Genomic DNA, 17,202 nt, shown 5'->3' on the forward strand with positions numbered 1-17,202 from the left:
TGTTTCACAAAGATAAAATTATCTAGAGCGTTTTAGGAAATTAGTGATTTTTCTATTGAAGGCTTAAAAATATGGATGATTGATGCTGTAAATAATGACAACTAGCGTTATCTAAGATTTAAAATGTATATTTCGGGAAATGAGGAGAAAGCTATTAAATTAGAAAAGGTGAAAAAACTGGCACTGTAAATGCTTTAGTAAAATGGAACCAACGGCGTTGCTCTACCGTAGTTTGAAATTGGTGAGATGTTTCGGTAAAAATAAAAAAAGGCCGAGACAATAATATCTCGGCCAATTTGCTCATGTTAGGAGATTGAGCAAATTCAGTTTCTGTCGGCTGGCAGGGTTTAGTAGGATAAACTGGCCTCTCAACCAACACTTCTACACTCTCAGTTCTGTTAGTCGGCGCTTTCTCTAAGGGGCGGCCTAAATGGCCGCTTTCCTTGCTTTAGGGGATGGCCTCTCAACTCCTTCCCAAATTCACGCCTATAACAACTTGCTTAACGCGTTACCCAAGTAAAGACAATGCTGCCTGTGGACGCTGGTTCGCCTGGGCTAGAATTGTTGTACTTGCTTGTTGTAAAATTTGATTACGGCTTAACTCTGCCGTTTCTGTGGCAAAGTCAGCATCTCTTATGCGAGATCTTGCCGCTGAAACGTTCTCAGAAATGTTGCTTAAGTTTCTAATGGTAGATTGAAAACGATTCTGCAATGCACCTAAGTCTGCGCGTAAACCACCGACAGCAGATATTGCTGTATCGACTGCAGTTAGTAAACGAGAAGCGCCCTGCTCTGTAAGTACATTGTCGTCTAAAATTCCCATGCCAGTTGCGCTGAAACCATTGATTCCGGCGCGTGCTAGTGCTGAACTTGATAGGTTTACAGAAATTGTTTGTCCTGCGTTTGCACCTACTAAGAACTTCGCGGAAAAGTCGCCAGATAAGATATCAACGCCAGCAAACTGAGTTGTGGTAGAAATACGTGAAATTTCAGTGCGCAGTGCAGAAACTTCTTTTTGAAGTGCTAAACGATCTGCTGAGCTATTAATACCGTTTTGCGATTGAATCGCTAGCGTACGAATACGTTGGAGTGCTGTCGTCGTTTCCGCCATTGCACCTTCTGCAGTTTGGGCTAGTGAAATGCCGTCATTTGCATTTCGTACAGCTTGGTTTAGTCCCTGAACTTGTGAAGTCATGCGGTCAGTAATCTGAAGACCTGCAGCATCATCAGCAGCGCTGTTGATTCTGAAGCCAGACGATAAGCGCTCAAATGCAGTGCTTAAGTTGTTGCCAGTAGTGAATAATTGACGCTGTGCATTTAACGATGACACATTGGTATTTACAAATAGACTCATGGGTCTCTCCTAACAGTTTCGAGTGTTGCGCTATTGGTTTTATTATCTGTGCGGTAGTTTAAAATTTTGGCATAACCTGTGCTTTGTATAGGTGTCAGAGTAATCTGATGTTTTATCGGCACACTAACCGATGAAACTTGCTATATAGAGAAGTTACTTCTCTTTGCTGGCTGGTGGGTTTGATGTTCCAGACCTCAAACCTCTCACTACCTCCTGGCTTCATTCTCGCCTGTCAGCAGCTCCATCCTTAGCAAACCTTTCTATTTATCGCCACTCAAACCAATTTACTTTAGAACATTTTTAAATTAATTTTTATGACGATAACATACTAATTTTTATAATCTTAAATAAAAAAAGTATGCAATTATCTCAACATTTAACCCTTTGAAAACCTAAGTTAACCAAGACTTTCAAGGGTTGGGAGAAACCTAACTACTTTACCTCCCCTTTGTAATAGTTATCGTCACTTAGAGAAATTTCCTTTAGCTTTTTTTATAAAATTTTTGATACGCATCGGCTTCTAGATAAAAACAACCTTATTTCAATGAGATAGAATTAGCTTCATCGATTGTTGAATACATACTGCTAAAGGTTTTTTGAGCTATGAAGGGATTTGGATAATTTAGTAAGATTAAAGTTGGCGTTAAACAAATAGGCCACTAAACAGCAGTGGGACACGGTGTAAATAATAGGCAAAAAAAAGCCGACAATTGAAATGTCGGCTTTGAGTATATCGCGTTGGACTAGAGCACTACCTCCTGACTCCATTCTCGCTTTATTTATTAACCTAAAAGAGAAAGTGCTGCCTGAGGGCGTTGATTCGCCTGAGACAATACGGTAGTACTTGCCTGCTGGAGAATCTGATTACGCGTTAGGTTCGCAGTTTCTGTAGCGAAATCTGTATCTTTAATCTGTGAACGTGCGGCAGATACATTTTCTGAGATGTTACTTAGGTTACGAATGGTAGACTGGAAACGGTTTTGAAGCGCACCCAAATCAGCTCGAAGACCACCGATCGCTGAGATAGCGTTGTCGATAGACGCCATCATTGAAGAAGCATTCTCACTAGTTAATACGTCATTCCCTGTTCCAGTGATCCCTAAACCGGTTGCACTGAAGCCATCTACGTTGGCTCGTCCAAGAGCTTGACTTGAAAGGTTTACAGAAATCGTCTGCCCTGCGTTTGCACCTACAAGGAATTTCGCAGAGAAATCACCCGAAAGGATGTTTACGCCTGCAAACTGGGTAGTCGTAGAGATACGTGAGATTTCAGTACGTAATGCAGATACTTCTTTCTGCAAGGCAACACGGTCAGCAGAGCTGTTAATACCGTTTTGTGATTGTACCGCTAACGTACGAATACGCTGTAAGGCAGTCGTAGTTTCAGAAAGCGCACCTTCGGCAGTTTGCGACAGTGAAATCGCATCGTTTGCGTTACGTACAGCTTGGTTAAGTCCTTGGACTTGTGAAGTCATTCGGTCGGTAATCTGTAGACCTGCAGCATCATCAGCAGCGCTGTTGATACGGAAGCCTGAAGAAAGGCGCTCAAAAGACGTACTCAAAGAATTACTAACATCAAAAAGCTGACGCTGGGCATTCAATGAGGATACATTGGTATTAACGAACATAGACATAAAGTCTCTCCTACACTCTCAGTCCAGCGTGCGCTGGCTGTCGGCATTGCCGACGTTTTGTTTTAGTAGTCATCAAGACCTGAGGGGTAATTGATGAACTGGCTCTCTCAGAAACTGTATCGACAAGATGTAAATTCCCTTTAGAAAAAATTACGTTTTTTGCCGATAAGCGGTAAGATATTGCCGCTACACTAAACAAAATTCACTTATAACTAGCGGATTTTTAAGGGAGATTTAGAGTGCAAAAAAAAATGAAAATGTTCGATTTAAAACGAATTTCTAAGCCTGCCGCGCACAGTGCATTTACCGATCTTATAGAAAATCCCTTCGACGAAAGTAGAAAGACGTTACTGTGTTGTTATCGCCAAGCGACTAATCATATTAGCGCAGATGGTCTTGTGATGGTGTTAACTGTCGATAAGAAAACTTTCCGAGTTTTAGCAAGAATTCGTATACAAGAACACAATGCAGATCTAAGAGATCCAAAGTTTTCTTTTGATGGCAAACGGCTAATACTCAGCACTTACGCAAAAACCTATTTAGATAATGGAAAAATGGTGTCAAAAATGCGGACCTATTTTTCAACTACGGGCCTTTCTTGGTCTGGAAGTAATAATTACGGCAAAAGCGGTTGGTGGCTTTGGAATCATAATTGGTTGGGTAGTGAAGCTTATGGATTTGCTTATAATCGACCATCTAATAAGTTGTCGCTTTACAAAGGTGACCCCACACGCACAATGCAACTGCATAAAGATGACGTTTTCAACCTGAGCAAGCAAGGCAAAGGCTATCCCAACGAAAGCACCATTCTGTTTGATAGTGAAGGCAATGCCTCAGTGTTTTTAAGACGAGATGCCGATTCATTTAGCGCGCAGTTTGGAACGTCTAAAGCACCTTACACTAAATGGACATGGCATGATTTAGGGATATATATCGGTGGACCAGCGGCTGTTGCACTTAGCGCTAACATGTTTATTGTTGCTGGAAGACATGTCGACTGGGTAACTCGCAAATTTTCCACCAAGATATTGCTATTCAATAGCCAATCAAAAGAACTTAAAGAGCTATATACATTACCGAGTGGTGGGGATACGAGTTATCCAGGGCTAGTAGTAGAAAACAACGATCTGTATGTCTCCTACTACTCTTGCCATATCGACAACGAAGCGAGAGTGTACATGGCACATCTAACCGGCGTTGATGCATTAACTAATTAACGCCTCTAGATATAGTTAAATAGCGATAAGTTACTTACCTGAGGGAATGTCGCTAGAGCTGCACTCAGCGCAGTCTCTTGCTTTGCAAACTCAGTTGATGCTTCGGCGTAGTCAACATCCTGAATAGACGAACGTTGCGCCTTCGCTGCAATTTCCATATCTAAGTTACTTTCGTACGTGCTCTCAGCAATATTCAAACGGCTACCTATGGAAGCCCGCTCTAAGGAAAGTTTTTCAAGTCCGTTATCTAAGCCTACTAACGCGTCTGCAATCGACTCCTGAAGCGCTGAATTATCTATTGTGGAATCCATTAAAATAGTTTGGATTTCATGAATAGATTGCGCCATGCTTTTCTTTTCTGGCGCATCAAATGATAAGTCTATGCTATCACCAGGTGCTGCTGTAGCATCAAACTCCATCCCTTTAATAGTAAAAGGCTGCCCTGAACTATAGGCAACAGAATCAACAACCGCGCCTGTTCCTTGATTGACTAATTCAGCTTGACCTGTAGCTAGAAAATTGATGCGATAATCATTATTTGCGGCATTGACCGGGTCGTAATTCTTGTCAAAAAAGGTATCAAATGTTCCTTGTTGCTTCACCTCTGCTGTATTTACAGTAGCTCCCGTAGTGCCATCAACTGAAAACTTAAATCGCGACAGCACGTTTTCAAAAACTTCATATCCGTTACTGGTTGATTGAATCTTTGAACTATTAGATAGCTGAACAAAGCTCACACCCGGGTCACCTGCAAATGTTATGGCATTTCCCGTTGCAGCAGGGTTATATTCAAATGCTTGATTACCCGACTGGTAACCTGCATAAAGATAATTACCGTCTGCGTCTTGTGTGTTCATTAAATCAAACACCTCAAGCTTAATTTGTTCTAATTCAGCGCCAATTGCACGCTTATCTGGATCAGACAATATACCATTACCAGACTGGACAATAAGTGTTCGCGCACGATTGATAGAATCGGTAATGTTTGTCAGCACTGCCTCTTGCTGCTCAAGCGAACCCGTTACCAAATCATTATTGCGTTGAAACTGAGTAAGCTCATCAATTTCTTCCGTTAAGCGCAGTACTTTCGCGGCACCCACAGGGTCATCGCTGGGCGTGATAATGCGCTTGCCAGTTGATAGTTGCTCTTGAGTCTTTGCCAAATCGCCTTGATTTTGCATAATCGAGCGCATGTTTTGATCATAAATTTGATTCGTTGATATACGCATAAATCACCTACCTTGCTGACTGCAAAATGGTATTAAATAATTCTTGAGCCGTTGATAAGATACGCGCTGCCGCCGCATAGCTTTGCTGATACTTTATCAAGTTAGCAGCTTCTTCGTCTAAGCTTACGCCCGACACTGACTCAAACCAATTTTCAGACTGTACTTTCATCGCTTCGGCAGAAGCCAGCGATACACTAGCCATTGATGCATCTTCACCGATACGCCCGACCATAGACGCATAGGCATCTTGAAAAGTTCTTGGAGTATTAGTTGCCTCGCTACTGACTTGAACTTTATTTTCATTTTGAATAGCGGCTAAATTAAGCGCATTGCTGTTATCGTTAAAGCCATCTGTATTATAACTAATCGAAAAACTATCACCTGCTTTGGGTACACCGTCTAAGCTGAGATCAAATCCTGGATCAGGGCTTATTCCTGCCTGACTAATAAGGTTCGTTAAATCTGTTGTACCAGTCACAGTAGCTAAAACTGTCCCGCTTGAGTCTAACACTTCATAAGTATCTTCAGCCGTAAAGCTGATTTGCGCTGGTGCTGCATTTAAAAGGCCTCCCGCCCCGTCAAAAGCAGACGTTCCTATTTCTGTGTTTGATACGGTAACATCAATAACATTCGCACTGCCCAAGTTAGCGCTATCGGCCCCCGCTCTAACAGGGTTAGCAAAAGCTAAATCTTCAGGACGATTAGTGGCTAGGCTTATATTTGAAGCCACATCTTTAGTTGGCTGAATCAGAAACTCGTTACCTACGGTATAGGGGTCGCTTCCTGAAAAATCTATTTCAATTCCGCCTGGAAGTTCGTTGAAACCAGACGTTACGGCAAAGTTTGAAAAAATAATATCATTGCCAGACCCGTCTTTCTTGGGCGTGCCGTCTGGGTTCAAAAATGTAATTTCTATTTCGCTGGGTAGCCCTGCGGCAACGGCCGTCACTTCAATCTTATAATCGGCGTCAGTTAGTTCAGCGCCCTTGCCTTCAGTTATCTGTGCTGTAACTACATAATCGCCATTGGTGTCTTCATAGGCTAGCCCTCTAAAAGAAGGACTGTCGAAAATGTTACCGCCTATTTGCCCGTCTAAGTCCATACCCAGTTTATTTTGTGTGTTCATGGCATCAGCAAAAGCGACAGATAACTGACCCACATCACGCATCGTTGGGCCTAAAACTTCATTTCGATACTTGAACAAGCCACCTAAAGACCCGCCTAAGTCATCTTCTATAACGCGTATCGAAGTATCGTTTTTAGTTTGTGATCCAAAATTTGTTTCTAGCTTGATTTCTTTAGTTGTTAGGTCTGCATTAGAACTTAACTCAAAAAGATTAAATGCACCGTTTTCAAGAACGAGGGACTCACCTGAGGTCAAGTTAATAGTAACGGCACCATTTTGTGTAGTGCTCTCTTTAACCGTGATCCCCATTATTGAGGCAAGTTCGTCTATGGCCTGATCTCGCTCGTTAAGTAAAGCAGTTGGCTGATCGCTTGTATTATTGCCATTTGCAATAACGATATTGCGATTCAAATCGCCAATACTTCCAATTAGCGTATTAGCTCTATTTACCATTGAAGTGACCTCTAAATTGAGCTCTTCTTCTTTTTCCAGCATATAATCAGACAAGGTTCTCATGCGGTTATAAAGCGATTCAGATTTGCTAAGTACCTGTTCACGAGATGCAAGATTTGTTGGGTCATCGGCGGCGGTCTGTAGGGCAGAAAAGTATTCACTCAGGCCTTGAGAAATTGAGTTTGCTTCACTGGCCAGGAGGTTGTCAATTGCCGTGGTTTTGCTAGAGAAGGCTTCGAGTTCACCTACCGATGTGATATCGCGACGTAGTTGATTTTGTGCAAATACGTTGATGATACGTTCGGTGTTACCGATTTCTACGCCGAAAACCTGGCTATTTTGGAGTTCGGTGCGCTCGCGAACATAGCCAGGCGTATTCACATTAGCAATATTGTTACTTGTAGTTTGAAGTAACTTGCTGCTGGCATTTACGCCGCTTGTGGCTAATGAATATAAATCAACAGAACTCACTGTATTCTCCTCACCTATGGCCCCTAAACTATGGCATTAGCGCGCTAAGACGGTCACTGTTATACACTGCCATTATTTTACTGGCGTATTCAGGGTCAGTAGCGTAGCCCGCCTCTTGAAGCGCACTTGTGTAACGCACAGCGTCAGAAGCATTTTCCACAGCATGGCTATAGCGCGGCTGTGAGGTAATAAAACGTCCATAGTCTTCCATTGCATCCTCTACAGATGAATAGGACCTAAACGCGGCCTTTTGTTTTTGTGGCAGTCCATTGTTGAATTCCAGTGTATCCACCACAGCTTGCTCACCTTGCCACCCTTTATTCGCTTTTATGCCAAAAAGGTTATGGGAGCTACTTCCGTCTGACTTGTGAATGACAAATCTCCCCCAACCTGTTTCTACTGCAGCTTGGGAAATGATGGCTTTTGGATCCATGCCATATTTTGCTGCAACCTTCTCAGCAATAGGCATTAAGCTTTCAACAAACTGTTCCGCACTTTCAAACATGACATCTTTTTTTGCCGATTGTGTTTTAATTGAGTTAGAAGAAAGTGCTATATCTTGTGCCTCAGTGACCTTATATTCACGATTTCTATTCAGCGAGGAGATGTCACCGTCACTCCTGATAACGCTAGCTGGTGTGTAGCTATTTTCGGTTTGACCTAGTTGCTTTACAATCACATCAGCTAACCCTAAGCCACCGCCAGATGTTAAATCTGTAGCAAGCTGTTGGTCGTGCATGTCGCGATAAAACTTCACTTGTTGCGAATTAAACGGGCTATTTTCGTCGGCAAGAGCATCTTGCGCTTTACGCATAGATTTCAACATCATTTGCACAAATATTGCCTCGAACTGCTGAGCAGCTTCTTGCAATACCGTCTCATCGCCTGACGCAATGGCTTCGCGCATTTTGTTAATGCTGCCCATATCATGGACATTGCGAGCCATATCAAGCTGATTTTTTGTGCTAAGTGCTTCCATCGTATTTGTTCCGCTCTAACCCGTTTTATTCCTACCAGATGCTATTAAAGACTGTTCGCTTTAGATAATTACAAGCTCACCGCGTAAAGCGCCCGCTTGACGTAGCGCTTCTAAAATGGCCATTAAATCACCCGGTGCCGCGCCTACTTCATTTACCGCGCGTACAAGTTGGTCTAGGGTCACACCTGGTTCAAACTTAAACATACGGCTATCCGCTAGGTCTACATCAACAATTGACTGTGTGGTTATGGCAGTTTGGCCATCTGCAAATGCATTAGGCTGCGATACCTGTTGATTCTCAGAAATAGTTACCGTTAAACCACCATGGGTAATTGCCGCTGGCAATAAGCGAACGTCGCTGCCTATTACAATTGTGCCGGTTCGGCTATTTATGACCACGCGGGCCGGTGCATCTGCTGGTGTAAATTCAAAGTTCTCCAGCGTAGCCAAGAAGCCTACTCGCTGACCTACATCCCGCGGCGCTGTAACCCGTACAGATGCCGCGTCGATAGGCTTTGCAATAATGTAGCCATTTTCAGGTTGCGCGCCCAAGCGTTCGTTAATAGTGTCTGCAAGTGCTTTTGCCGTTGAAAAGTCAGGATAATGAAGGTTAAGCGTTAGCGTATCGCCATTGGCAAAACCACTGGGGACCGATTGTTCAACCATAGCCCCATTGGGAATTCTGCCAACCGTAGGTGTATTCACTACAATGCGAGAACCGTCACCGCCTTGTGCGCCGAAACCACTTACTACAAGGCTACCTTGTGCTACCGCATAAACTTTGCCATCGACCCCACGTAGAAACGTTTGAAGAAGGGTCCCGCCTTGAAGGCTTGATGCTTCGCCAACGGAAGAAACCGTGATATCAATAGTTTGACCCGGTTTTGCGAACGCTGGCAATTCAGCATGTACAGCCACCGCTGCAACATTCTTGATTTTGGGCTTAGTATTGGCATCTAAACTAATGCCAAAGTTACTCAGCATAGTTCTAAAACTTTGCTCGGTAAATGGACTCTGTTCACCGGTACCGGGTAAACCTACCACAAGACCATACCCCACTAACTGGTTACTACGAACGCCCTGAATACTCGCTAAATCTTTAATACGTTGCGCCGCTGCTTGTGAAGATAAAAGCAGTGTTAATACGGCTAGTACAACTGATAATAAACGCATGTTCACTCTCCTACCAAAAGCCTAAAGAGGCCACCAAGTTGAATCAAAAAACTGAGTCAACCAACCCTTTTCCTGCGCTCGAGCAAATGTCCCCGTACCTGAATATTGAATGCGAGCATTGGCTACTTTCGTAGACACTATTTCGTTCTCAGGGCTAATATCTGCAGGGCGTATAATGCCAGTTAGACGGATATACTCATCACCATGGTTCAACGTTAGCCACTTCTCACCGCGAATAACCAAATTATTGTTTGGCAATACGTCTACAACGGTTACCGAAATTGCTCCGTCTAAGCTGTTACTTTGGTTTGCTGCTGCATCACCGGTAAAATCGCGTGACGAGCCAATTCCTAATTGGATAGATTGACCGCCAATATTTACCGCTTGGCCGCCAAGCCCCGTAATTGTATCTAGGTTTACATTGGTATCTTTGGCTGTAGAGGTATCTGCGGATTTACTCGCAGAAGTACTTTCGTTGAGAGTAACAGTAATAATATCGCCAACTCGCCTAGCGGTGACATCTGAATACAAACTGTTTGCCATGTGTGAACGAAACAAAGAACCATCTTCTACCACGGTTTCACGCGGGTAATCTGGCACTACTGGCGCAAACGACGGGTCGTTGGCCTGAACGGGAGGTTCGTTTGTACTCGCGCAACCGCCAAGTATAAGTAATGCAGCAGATAAACCTAAAATACGCATGACGCTACCTATTAAAGTTGCTGAATAACTTGACCAAGCATTTGGTCAACTGACGAAATAACCTTCGAGTTCATTTCGTACAAGCGCTGGCTTTCGATTAGGTTCACTAACTCTTCGGTCACGTTTACGTTAGACGTTTCTAACGTGCCTTGAGAGATGTAGCCTAGTCCTTGAAGACCGGGAACACCTTGAATTGGCGCTCCGCTAGATGCAGTTTCCACGAACAGGTTTTGTCCGATTGGCTGAAGGCCCGTTGGATTAACGAAGTCAGAGATATTCATTTGCCCCAATACCTGGGGTTCCGCTTGTCCGCGAATGCTCACGCTTATTTCACCATCTTGAGAAATAGTGATTTGCTGTGCATCTTCTGGAACAGCCACTTCAGGCTGCAGTAAGAAGCCAGCGCCAGAGGTAACAATTTGGCCTTGGTCATTAAGTGAAAACTGACCGTTTCTTGAATAAGCAATCGTGCCGTCGGGCTGCAGAATCTCAAAATAACCACGACCTTGAATCGACATATCCAAGGCGTTTTCAGTGGTTAGCAAATTACCTTGCGTGTGTGCCTTTTGCGTAGCGACTACTTTTGAACCTGAACCAAGCATAAGCCCAGAAGGAAGCTCTGTGTCAGCTGACGAGCGACCGCCCGGCTGATTAATGTTTTGATAAAGCAAATCTTCAAACACTGCACGGTCTTTTTTAAATCCCACGGTCGATGCGTTTGCTAGATTGTTAGACACCACTGCCACATCGGTTTGTGCGGCGTCTAATCCGGTTTTACTAATCCACAGTGCTGGATGCATGTTAACCTCCGACGTTGCCTATTGGACAACGATGATAAAAATTCTATTACAAGATGCGCAGTAATTGGTTACCGCGAGTATCAAGCTCTTCTGCCTGCTTCATCATTTTGACTTGTAGTTCGTAATGACGCTGAAGGCTTATCATGTCGACCATTTCTTCAACAGCATTAACGTTTGAGCCTTCAAGCATTCCAGACATCACTTTGACGTTTGCATTTGCAGGCGCAATAGAACCATCTTCCATTCTAAACAAGCCGTCAGTGCCCCTTTCCATGTCTGCATAGTTTGGAGAAACTAACTTAAGGCGGCCGACTTCCTCGATGACATTGGCTGGAGCGCCGAGTTGTCTCATAGACAAAGTGCCATCGGCGGCGATATTAAGATTGTCTAGCGGGACAGGTAGAAATATTGGCCCGTTATCTCCTAAAACAACGCGGTCATGTATGTCTGTCAAAATTCCGTCGTCGCCTAATTTAAAGTTACCATCACGCGAGTACGCTTCTTGGCCATTTTGGTCCTGTACTGCAAACCAACCATCACCTTGGATAGCTACATCCAAATCGCGGTCAGTTTTAATCATCGGCCCAGACTCATAATTATTTGACGGGCTTTCAGTCATAGAGAATACGCGAGTTGGCAAACCTTCGCCGTAGGCCGGCATCGACCTTGCCTGCTCTAGCTGAGCTCTAAACCCAGTTGATTGTGCGTTAGCTAAATTGTTGGCCCTAATCCCCGTTGCTAAGAGGTCTTGGGATGCGCCACTCGCTGAAATATAGAGAAGTTTGTCCATGACTGACTTTTGACTCTGATTAAACCTTAAACAAGATTTTGCAAAGGCGATGCCAACCTGTAGATTTTCAACTCAAATGGGAAAAAGGATAGGTATTAGTTTGATATACATGGGAAAATAAAAAAGCCGCTGTGCAGCGGCTCTCTTAAATAGCGACAATAAGACGGGATTTACGCGTCTGATGATTGCCGCTTTTTTTAAGCAAAAGGGCCTAAACCTTAACTATCGAATGTTTAGAATAGTCTGGTTCAGTGAGTTATTCACTTCAAGCGCTCTAGAGTTAGCCTGGAAGTTACGCTGAGCTATGATCATATCGATAAGCTCGGTTGTCAGGTTAACGTTCGCTTGCTCAAGGGCCGATGAATTAATTTCACCAAACGTACCGGTTGTAGCTTCACCCGCTAGTGCCTCACCGGAAAGAATACTTTCTTTCCACTGAGTGCTGCTCTCTTGCGTTAGGCCTTGCTCGTTAGAGAAGCGAACAAGCGCCACACGAACAATCGGCTCAGATGTACCGTTAGAGAAGGTAGCACGAACTAAGCCGTCAGGCCCTATATCGATACCCGTTAAGCGACCTACTGGCAAACCATCTTGTTCAAGTGAGGTTACTTCAAACGCTGAAGCAAACTGAGTTGGTTCGTTAGGCGTGGCATTATTCACATCAAGATTGAAATCAATGCTTATCTGCTGCGTAGGATCTGAACCATTTGCAAGAATACCTGCTCCCAACGCTTCAGTCTGCATTTTAAAATCAAGTGTAGCTAACCCATCTGGCGTTTCCATACCAGAGAAATCACCACCCTGAGAGAAAATAAGTTTAGATGCTGTTACTGCATTACCTGTATTTCCGCCTACAGAGTTTACTGCTGTAGTAGGGTCGGTATCAGCGCCGGTTGAATCTGTCATATCAACTAGGGTATCGTCTATCGCGGTAGCAACATACCATTCATTATCTACACCTACCGTATTATCTTTAATGAAGTAATACGTCATTACGTGACTGTCACCTAGTGAATCATATACAGTGACTGACGTTGCCGCGTTGTACGTTAACGGATCTTCTGGGTCAAAATCTTGCGGATCTAACGCAGCATCGCCGGCCGGTAAATTCATACGAAGATCAACTTCTGAAGTTTGCGCAGGTGAACCTGATGAATCAGGAATACGCACTGGCTCAGTGGTACTTAGCGCAACCGATGCGCTTGTACCATCAGAGTTAACTGGGAAGCCCAGTAGATTATCGCCGTTACTGTTAACAACAAAGTTGTCACTGTCGAGTTTAAACTGACCGGCACGAGTGAACGAGAAGTCACGAGAAGTGATTTCGGGTACGGTAGCAAAGAAACCGTTACCCGTAATCGCCAAGTCAAGCGATGTATTGGTAAACTGAAGGCTACCTTGAGAAAATTGCTGTGCAACTTCCTGAGTTAGTACACCATCACCCACTTTCGTTTTACCACCTGAAAGTAGTGATGCTGCATAAACGTCACCAAATTCAGCACGTGATTCTTTAAAGCCAACAGTATTTACGTTTGCGATGTTGTTGGCGGTTACATCCAAATCTTTTTGTGCGGCAGAAACGCCACTCAGTGCGATATTAAAAGACATTATTGATTCTCCTACTAACTGCCGATTTGAATGACGTCATCAAGATTGATACTGACATCACCATCCAAATTCAAAATTACGCCTTGACCACTGCCGGCCAAGCTTACACTTCCAACATGACGATTCACCGCGGTATTCAGCTGTACACCTTCACCGTTTAGCTCGCCAGTAGCGCTGATAACATATTCACCTGGTGCCATCTGGTTACCATGCTGATCTTTGCCATCCCACTCAAACTCAATGTTGCCTGCACTTTGCGTACCTGCATCAATGGTTTTAATAACTTCGCCAAACTGGTTCTCAATGCTAATTGTCATATTTTGAACCGTTTTTTCGTTAACAATGACGCCCGAGATCCCTTCCCCTTCGTTCGCCATGTAACCGACATTACCTTGAACTAGTACATTTTGACCGATGAGACTTGATGCCTGCAGTGCTTGATTCGAAGTCATTGAAGCCGCAAACGACTCGAATTTTTCGTTTAGTTGGGAGATGCCGTCAGCCATAGTAAATGACGTCATCTGCGCCACCATCTGATCGTTATCAACCGGTGCCGTAGGATCCTGATTGGCAAGCTGTTCAGTCAACATAGAAAAGAAATCTTCCTGGGTTAACTGCTGCTCGGTACCATCGGCTATTTTGACAGTTTCTTCCTGCCAATACAGTTCAGTATTTAAGCCGGTATTATTTATGGTGTTCACTGATTAATCCTCACATTATTCAAGCGGCAAATTACTGCCCTTGACCTAACTGCAGTACGCGGCGGAAGATTCGCTTGGTGGTATCCGCTACCTGTACATTCGTTTCATACGCTTTAGACGCTGACATCATGTTTGCCATCTCTTCGACAATATTGACGTTTGGCTTGTAGATATATCCATTTTCATCTGCCATTGGATTATTAGGCGAATACTCCACATTAAGCGGCGCGTCACTTTCCACAATACCTTTAACTTGAACACCAGCCCCCTTGGACTGATCCCGCATGGCGTCTTGTAACGCCGTTGCAAAAACAGGATGGCGAGCTCGGTAGGTTTCGTCATAACTGCTGCTTACCGAGTTTGCGTTGGCGATATTACTTGCCGTGGTATTTAGGCGTACATTTTCCGCCTCCATACCAGTACTCGAGATTTGCATTACATTAAATAAACTCATGACTATTGACCTCCTGAGCTGAGCGCTTTTTTCATGCCTTTAATTTTTCCATTCAAAAATTCGAGACTAGCTTGGTAGCGCAAACCATTATCTAAAAATCGGTTTCTTTCCGCTTGAACTTCTACTGTATTACCATCACCAGTGTCGGGTTGAGTAGGAACGCGATATTGCATGTCAAAATTTGCCGCCACCGACGTAGAATTGCCGCTTAAGTGGCGATCATTGGTTCGCACCATCCCTGATGAAGCACGGTTGCCTGTGCCGCCTGAGGCTTCTTGCATCGCAGACTGCATGGCTTTATTGAAATCAATATCCCTAGCTTTGTAACCAGGAGTGTTCGCATTGGCTAAATTACCTGAAATAACCTCCATACGCTCAGTTCGTATCGAAAGCGCTGACTCGTGAAAGCCCACCAGTTTATCTAGGTTAATAGCCATAACATGACCTCTGAAATACTTAAAAACACTTCGTGATGACAATATAAACGGAATGGTTAGCGTTAAACTTTTGCCGTTTTACTATCGTTTGTAGAAATAGTTAGCAAGGCAGATGCCACAATGAGATTTTGACGGAATAATTGAAGGCAAAGAATTCGGCCTGAGTTCTAAAATACTTTATTTATCAGACCGATAAGTTAGATTATTTTTTTTGATAGTATAGGCCAGGGTGGCACTTAACCATGCTATAGATATCGCTTGCAGCACTGATAGATTCTGACGCGCCAAGAAATAGCACACCCTGAGGCTGCAGCTGTCCGGCAATTTGTTGCAGGATCCGCTGTTTAATTTCTGCCGAAAAATAAATTAGCACGTTGCGGCAAAATACAATGTCGAAGCGACCAAGAGCGGCATAGCTTGTAAGCAGATTTAAACTTCTAAAACTTACCATACGGCGAACTTCAGGTTTAACCTGCATAAGACCATCTGCATTTTCTTGGAAAAACGTTTGTCTTCGCTGTGGAGATAACCCCCTAGCAAGAGACAGTTCGTCATAGATGCCAGCTTCACACTTCTGTAGCATTTCTGACGACAAATCCGTTGCCACTATTTCAACGCCCCCCCTTAAGACTCCCGGACGTTGGCGTTGAAATTCAAGTACTGACATTGCAATTGAATAAGGCTCCTGCCCTGATGAACAAGCAGCACTCCAGATACGGATTTTTTGATTTTTTGCCGACAAACTAGGTAATAGGTCTTTTAATAGAAGATCATAAGGATAGTTATCGCGAAACCATAGCGTTTCGTTGGTTGTCATTGCATCGATGACACTTTGTAGCAAGGTCCTATCAAAACCGCGCACAACAACATCAATCAGTTCGTCTGCTGATTCGTATTTATACTTAAAAAGCAACGAAGCTAGACGACTACGAACGAGATACTGCTTGTTCTCCCCCAATACTATGCCGCATTGCTTTTCAAGAAACTCTCTAAACTTAAGGTAACTCGCAGGCGAAACGTCTTTATTAGCCAATCCTTTTCTGCTCCGTTATTCGCACTCAGTCATCAGCCACTTCTGTACAGCAGTCGCTAATTCGTCTGGGTGAAACTTCGCAATAAAATCGTCTGCACCAACTTTTTGAACCATAGCTTGGTTGAATACTCCACTTAGTGAAGTGTGCAGAACAACGTGAAGTTTTTGAAGTTCAGGGATATTTTTAATTTCTGCAGTAAGTGTATAACCATCCATTTCCGGCATTTCGATATCAGACACTAGTACACCAACGCGATTTGTTACATCGCCATACTCTTCAGCTATCTCTTTAAGACGATTAAGTGCCTCAAGACCGTTTTTAGCAAGCTCAATTTCAAGACCTAATGATGTAAGTGCCTTTTTCACCTGATTTCTCGCTACTGCCGAGTCATCTGCGATGAAAATGATTTTATTTTCTTGCCCTTCTGTCGTAAGACCTTCAGCAACATCAGCACTCACTTCAGCATTAAGCGGCGAGATCTCGTTAAGGATTTTCTCCACGTCTAATATTTCAATAAGTTCGTTTTCCACCTCAGTAACCGCCGTCAAATAACTGGCTCGCCCTGTTCCTTGAGGGGGCGGCATGATGGCATCCCAATTAGTGTTAATAATGCGTTCGACTGCGCCAACCAAAAAGCCTTGAACAGATCGGTTGTATTCAGCAATAACGATAAACGCATTAGAGAGATCTTCAATTTTACGACCACGTGTAGCCATACTCAGGTCAATAACCGAAATAGTTTGGCCACGAATGTGTGCAACGCCACGAACCAATGGATTTAGTTTTGGCATCGCAGTAAGTGGAGGACATTGCAACACCTCTCGCACCTTGAAAACGTTAATACCGAACCGTTGACGACCGTTCAGTCTAAACAGCAACAATTCTAAGCGATTCTGCCCAACAAGCTGCGTTCGCTGGTTTACCGAATCTAAAATACCCGACATAGGTCACCTCAAAGTAATACTGGGCATGATCATTGCCTCTTGTAATAAAGATAGACAATATCACTAAAATTTTGCAGGTCAAACGACAGAAAAATG

Annotated in this window: 16 protein-coding genes; 1 reads left to right on the forward strand and 15 read right to left on the reverse strand. The window is 43.7% G+C overall.

The window, feature by feature from the left end; translation table 11 throughout:
• Nucleotides 1-508 precede the first annotated feature (508 nt).
• On the reverse strand, nucleotides 509-1,354 hold the full coding sequence (locus KL866_RS12160; RefSeq protein ID WP_025254338.1) for a flagellin: 846 nt from the start codon (nucleotides 1,352-1,354) through the stop codon (nucleotides 509-511).
• 782 nt (nucleotides 1,355-2,136) lie between these two features.
• Complete coding sequence (locus KL866_RS12165; RefSeq protein ID WP_025254337.1) at nucleotides 2,137-2,988, reverse strand: flagellin; 852 nt, start codon at nucleotides 2,986-2,988, stop codon at nucleotides 2,137-2,139.
• A gap of 239 nt (nucleotides 2,989-3,227) precedes the next feature.
• Between KL866_RS12165 and KL866_RS12170 the strand changes: the two genes are divergently transcribed.
• The gene (locus tag KL866_RS12170; RefSeq protein WP_214995244.1) at nucleotides 3,228-4,205 is read left to right on the forward strand and encodes a hypothetical protein; all 978 of its coding nucleotides are present in this window, start codon (nucleotides 3,228-3,230) and stop codon (nucleotides 4,203-4,205) included.
• A gap of 5 nt (nucleotides 4,206-4,210) precedes the next feature.
• Here KL866_RS12170 and flgL read toward each other — a convergent pair whose 3' ends face one another.
• The 13 genes from flgL to KL866_RS12235 form a co-directional block, all read right to left on the reverse strand.
• Nucleotides 4,211-5,434 (reverse strand): flagellar hook-associated protein FlgL, encoded by a 1,224-nt coding sequence (gene flgL / locus KL866_RS12175; protein WP_214995246.1) that lies wholly within the window; start codon nucleotides 5,432-5,434, stop codon nucleotides 4,211-4,213.
• A gap of 7 nt (nucleotides 5,435-5,441) precedes the next feature.
• Nucleotides 5,442-7,484: a flagellar hook-associated protein FlgK gene (gene flgK, locus KL866_RS12180; protein ID WP_214995248.1), complete on the reverse strand. Its 2,043-nt coding sequence runs from the start codon at nucleotides 7,482-7,484 to the stop codon at nucleotides 5,442-5,444.
• A gap of 28 nt (nucleotides 7,485-7,512) precedes the next feature.
• Nucleotides 7,513-8,463, reverse strand: coding sequence for a flagellar assembly peptidoglycan hydrolase FlgJ (flgJ, locus tag KL866_RS12185; RefSeq protein ID WP_025254333.1), 951 nt, complete (start codon nucleotides 8,461-8,463; stop codon nucleotides 7,513-7,515).
• A gap of 60 nt (nucleotides 8,464-8,523) precedes the next feature.
• Nucleotides 8,524-9,636 (reverse strand): flagellar basal body P-ring protein FlgI, encoded by a 1,113-nt coding sequence (locus KL866_RS12190; RefSeq protein WP_025254332.1) that lies wholly within the window; start codon nucleotides 9,634-9,636, stop codon nucleotides 8,524-8,526.
• 21 nt (nucleotides 9,637-9,657) lie between these two features.
• Nucleotides 9,658-10,338: a flagellar basal body L-ring protein FlgH gene (gene flgH / locus KL866_RS12195; RefSeq protein WP_025254331.1), complete on the reverse strand. Its 681-nt coding sequence runs from the start codon at nucleotides 10,336-10,338 to the stop codon at nucleotides 9,658-9,660.
• Nucleotides 10,339-10,349: 11 nt separating this feature from the next.
• Complete coding sequence (flgG, locus tag KL866_RS12200; protein ID WP_014997599.1) at nucleotides 10,350-11,138, reverse strand: flagellar basal-body rod protein FlgG; 789 nt, start codon at nucleotides 11,136-11,138, stop codon at nucleotides 10,350-10,352.
• Between the two features lie 46 nt (nucleotides 11,139-11,184).
• On the reverse strand, nucleotides 11,185-11,928 hold the full coding sequence (locus KL866_RS12205; RefSeq protein WP_025254330.1) for a flagellar basal body rod protein FlgF: 744 nt from the start codon (nucleotides 11,926-11,928) through the stop codon (nucleotides 11,185-11,187).
• 222 nt (nucleotides 11,929-12,150) lie between these two features.
• Nucleotides 12,151-13,536 carry a flagellar hook protein FlgE gene (gene flgE / locus KL866_RS12210; protein WP_025254329.1) on the reverse strand — a complete coding sequence of 462 codons (1,386 nt, stop codon included), beginning with the start codon at nucleotides 13,534-13,536 and terminating at the stop codon, nucleotides 12,151-12,153.
• A gap of 14 nt (nucleotides 13,537-13,550) precedes the next feature.
• Complete coding sequence (gene flgD / locus KL866_RS12215) at nucleotides 13,551-14,237, reverse strand: flagellar hook assembly protein FlgD (protein ID WP_025254328.1); 687 nt, start codon at nucleotides 14,235-14,237, stop codon at nucleotides 13,551-13,553.
• A gap of 31 nt (nucleotides 14,238-14,268) precedes the next feature.
• Nucleotides 14,269-14,691 carry a flagellar basal body rod protein FlgC gene (flgC, locus tag KL866_RS12220; RefSeq protein WP_025254327.1) on the reverse strand — a complete coding sequence of 141 codons (423 nt, stop codon included), beginning with the start codon at nucleotides 14,689-14,691 and terminating at the stop codon, nucleotides 14,269-14,271.
• A 2-nt stretch (nucleotides 14,692-14,693) separates the two neighbouring features.
• Nucleotides 14,694-15,128 carry a flagellar basal body rod protein FlgB gene (flgB, locus tag KL866_RS12225; protein WP_025254326.1) on the reverse strand — a complete coding sequence of 145 codons (435 nt, stop codon included), beginning with the start codon at nucleotides 15,126-15,128 and terminating at the stop codon, nucleotides 14,694-14,696.
• 202 nt (nucleotides 15,129-15,330) lie between these two features.
• The gene (locus KL866_RS12230; RefSeq protein WP_214995250.1) at nucleotides 15,331-16,161 is read right to left on the reverse strand and encodes a protein-glutamate O-methyltransferase CheR; all 831 of its coding nucleotides are present in this window, start codon (nucleotides 16,159-16,161) and stop codon (nucleotides 15,331-15,333) included.
• A gap of 15 nt (nucleotides 16,162-16,176) precedes the next feature.
• Nucleotides 16,177-17,106, reverse strand: coding sequence for a chemotaxis protein CheV (locus tag KL866_RS12235; protein ID WP_025254324.1), 930 nt, complete (start codon nucleotides 17,104-17,106; stop codon nucleotides 16,177-16,179).
• Between the last annotated feature and the right edge of the window lie 96 nt (nucleotides 17,107-17,202).

The organism is Alteromonas sp. ALT199, from assembly GCF_018619335.1.
Classification (GTDB): domain Bacteria; phylum Pseudomonadota; class Gammaproteobacteria; order Enterobacterales; family Alteromonadaceae; genus Alteromonas.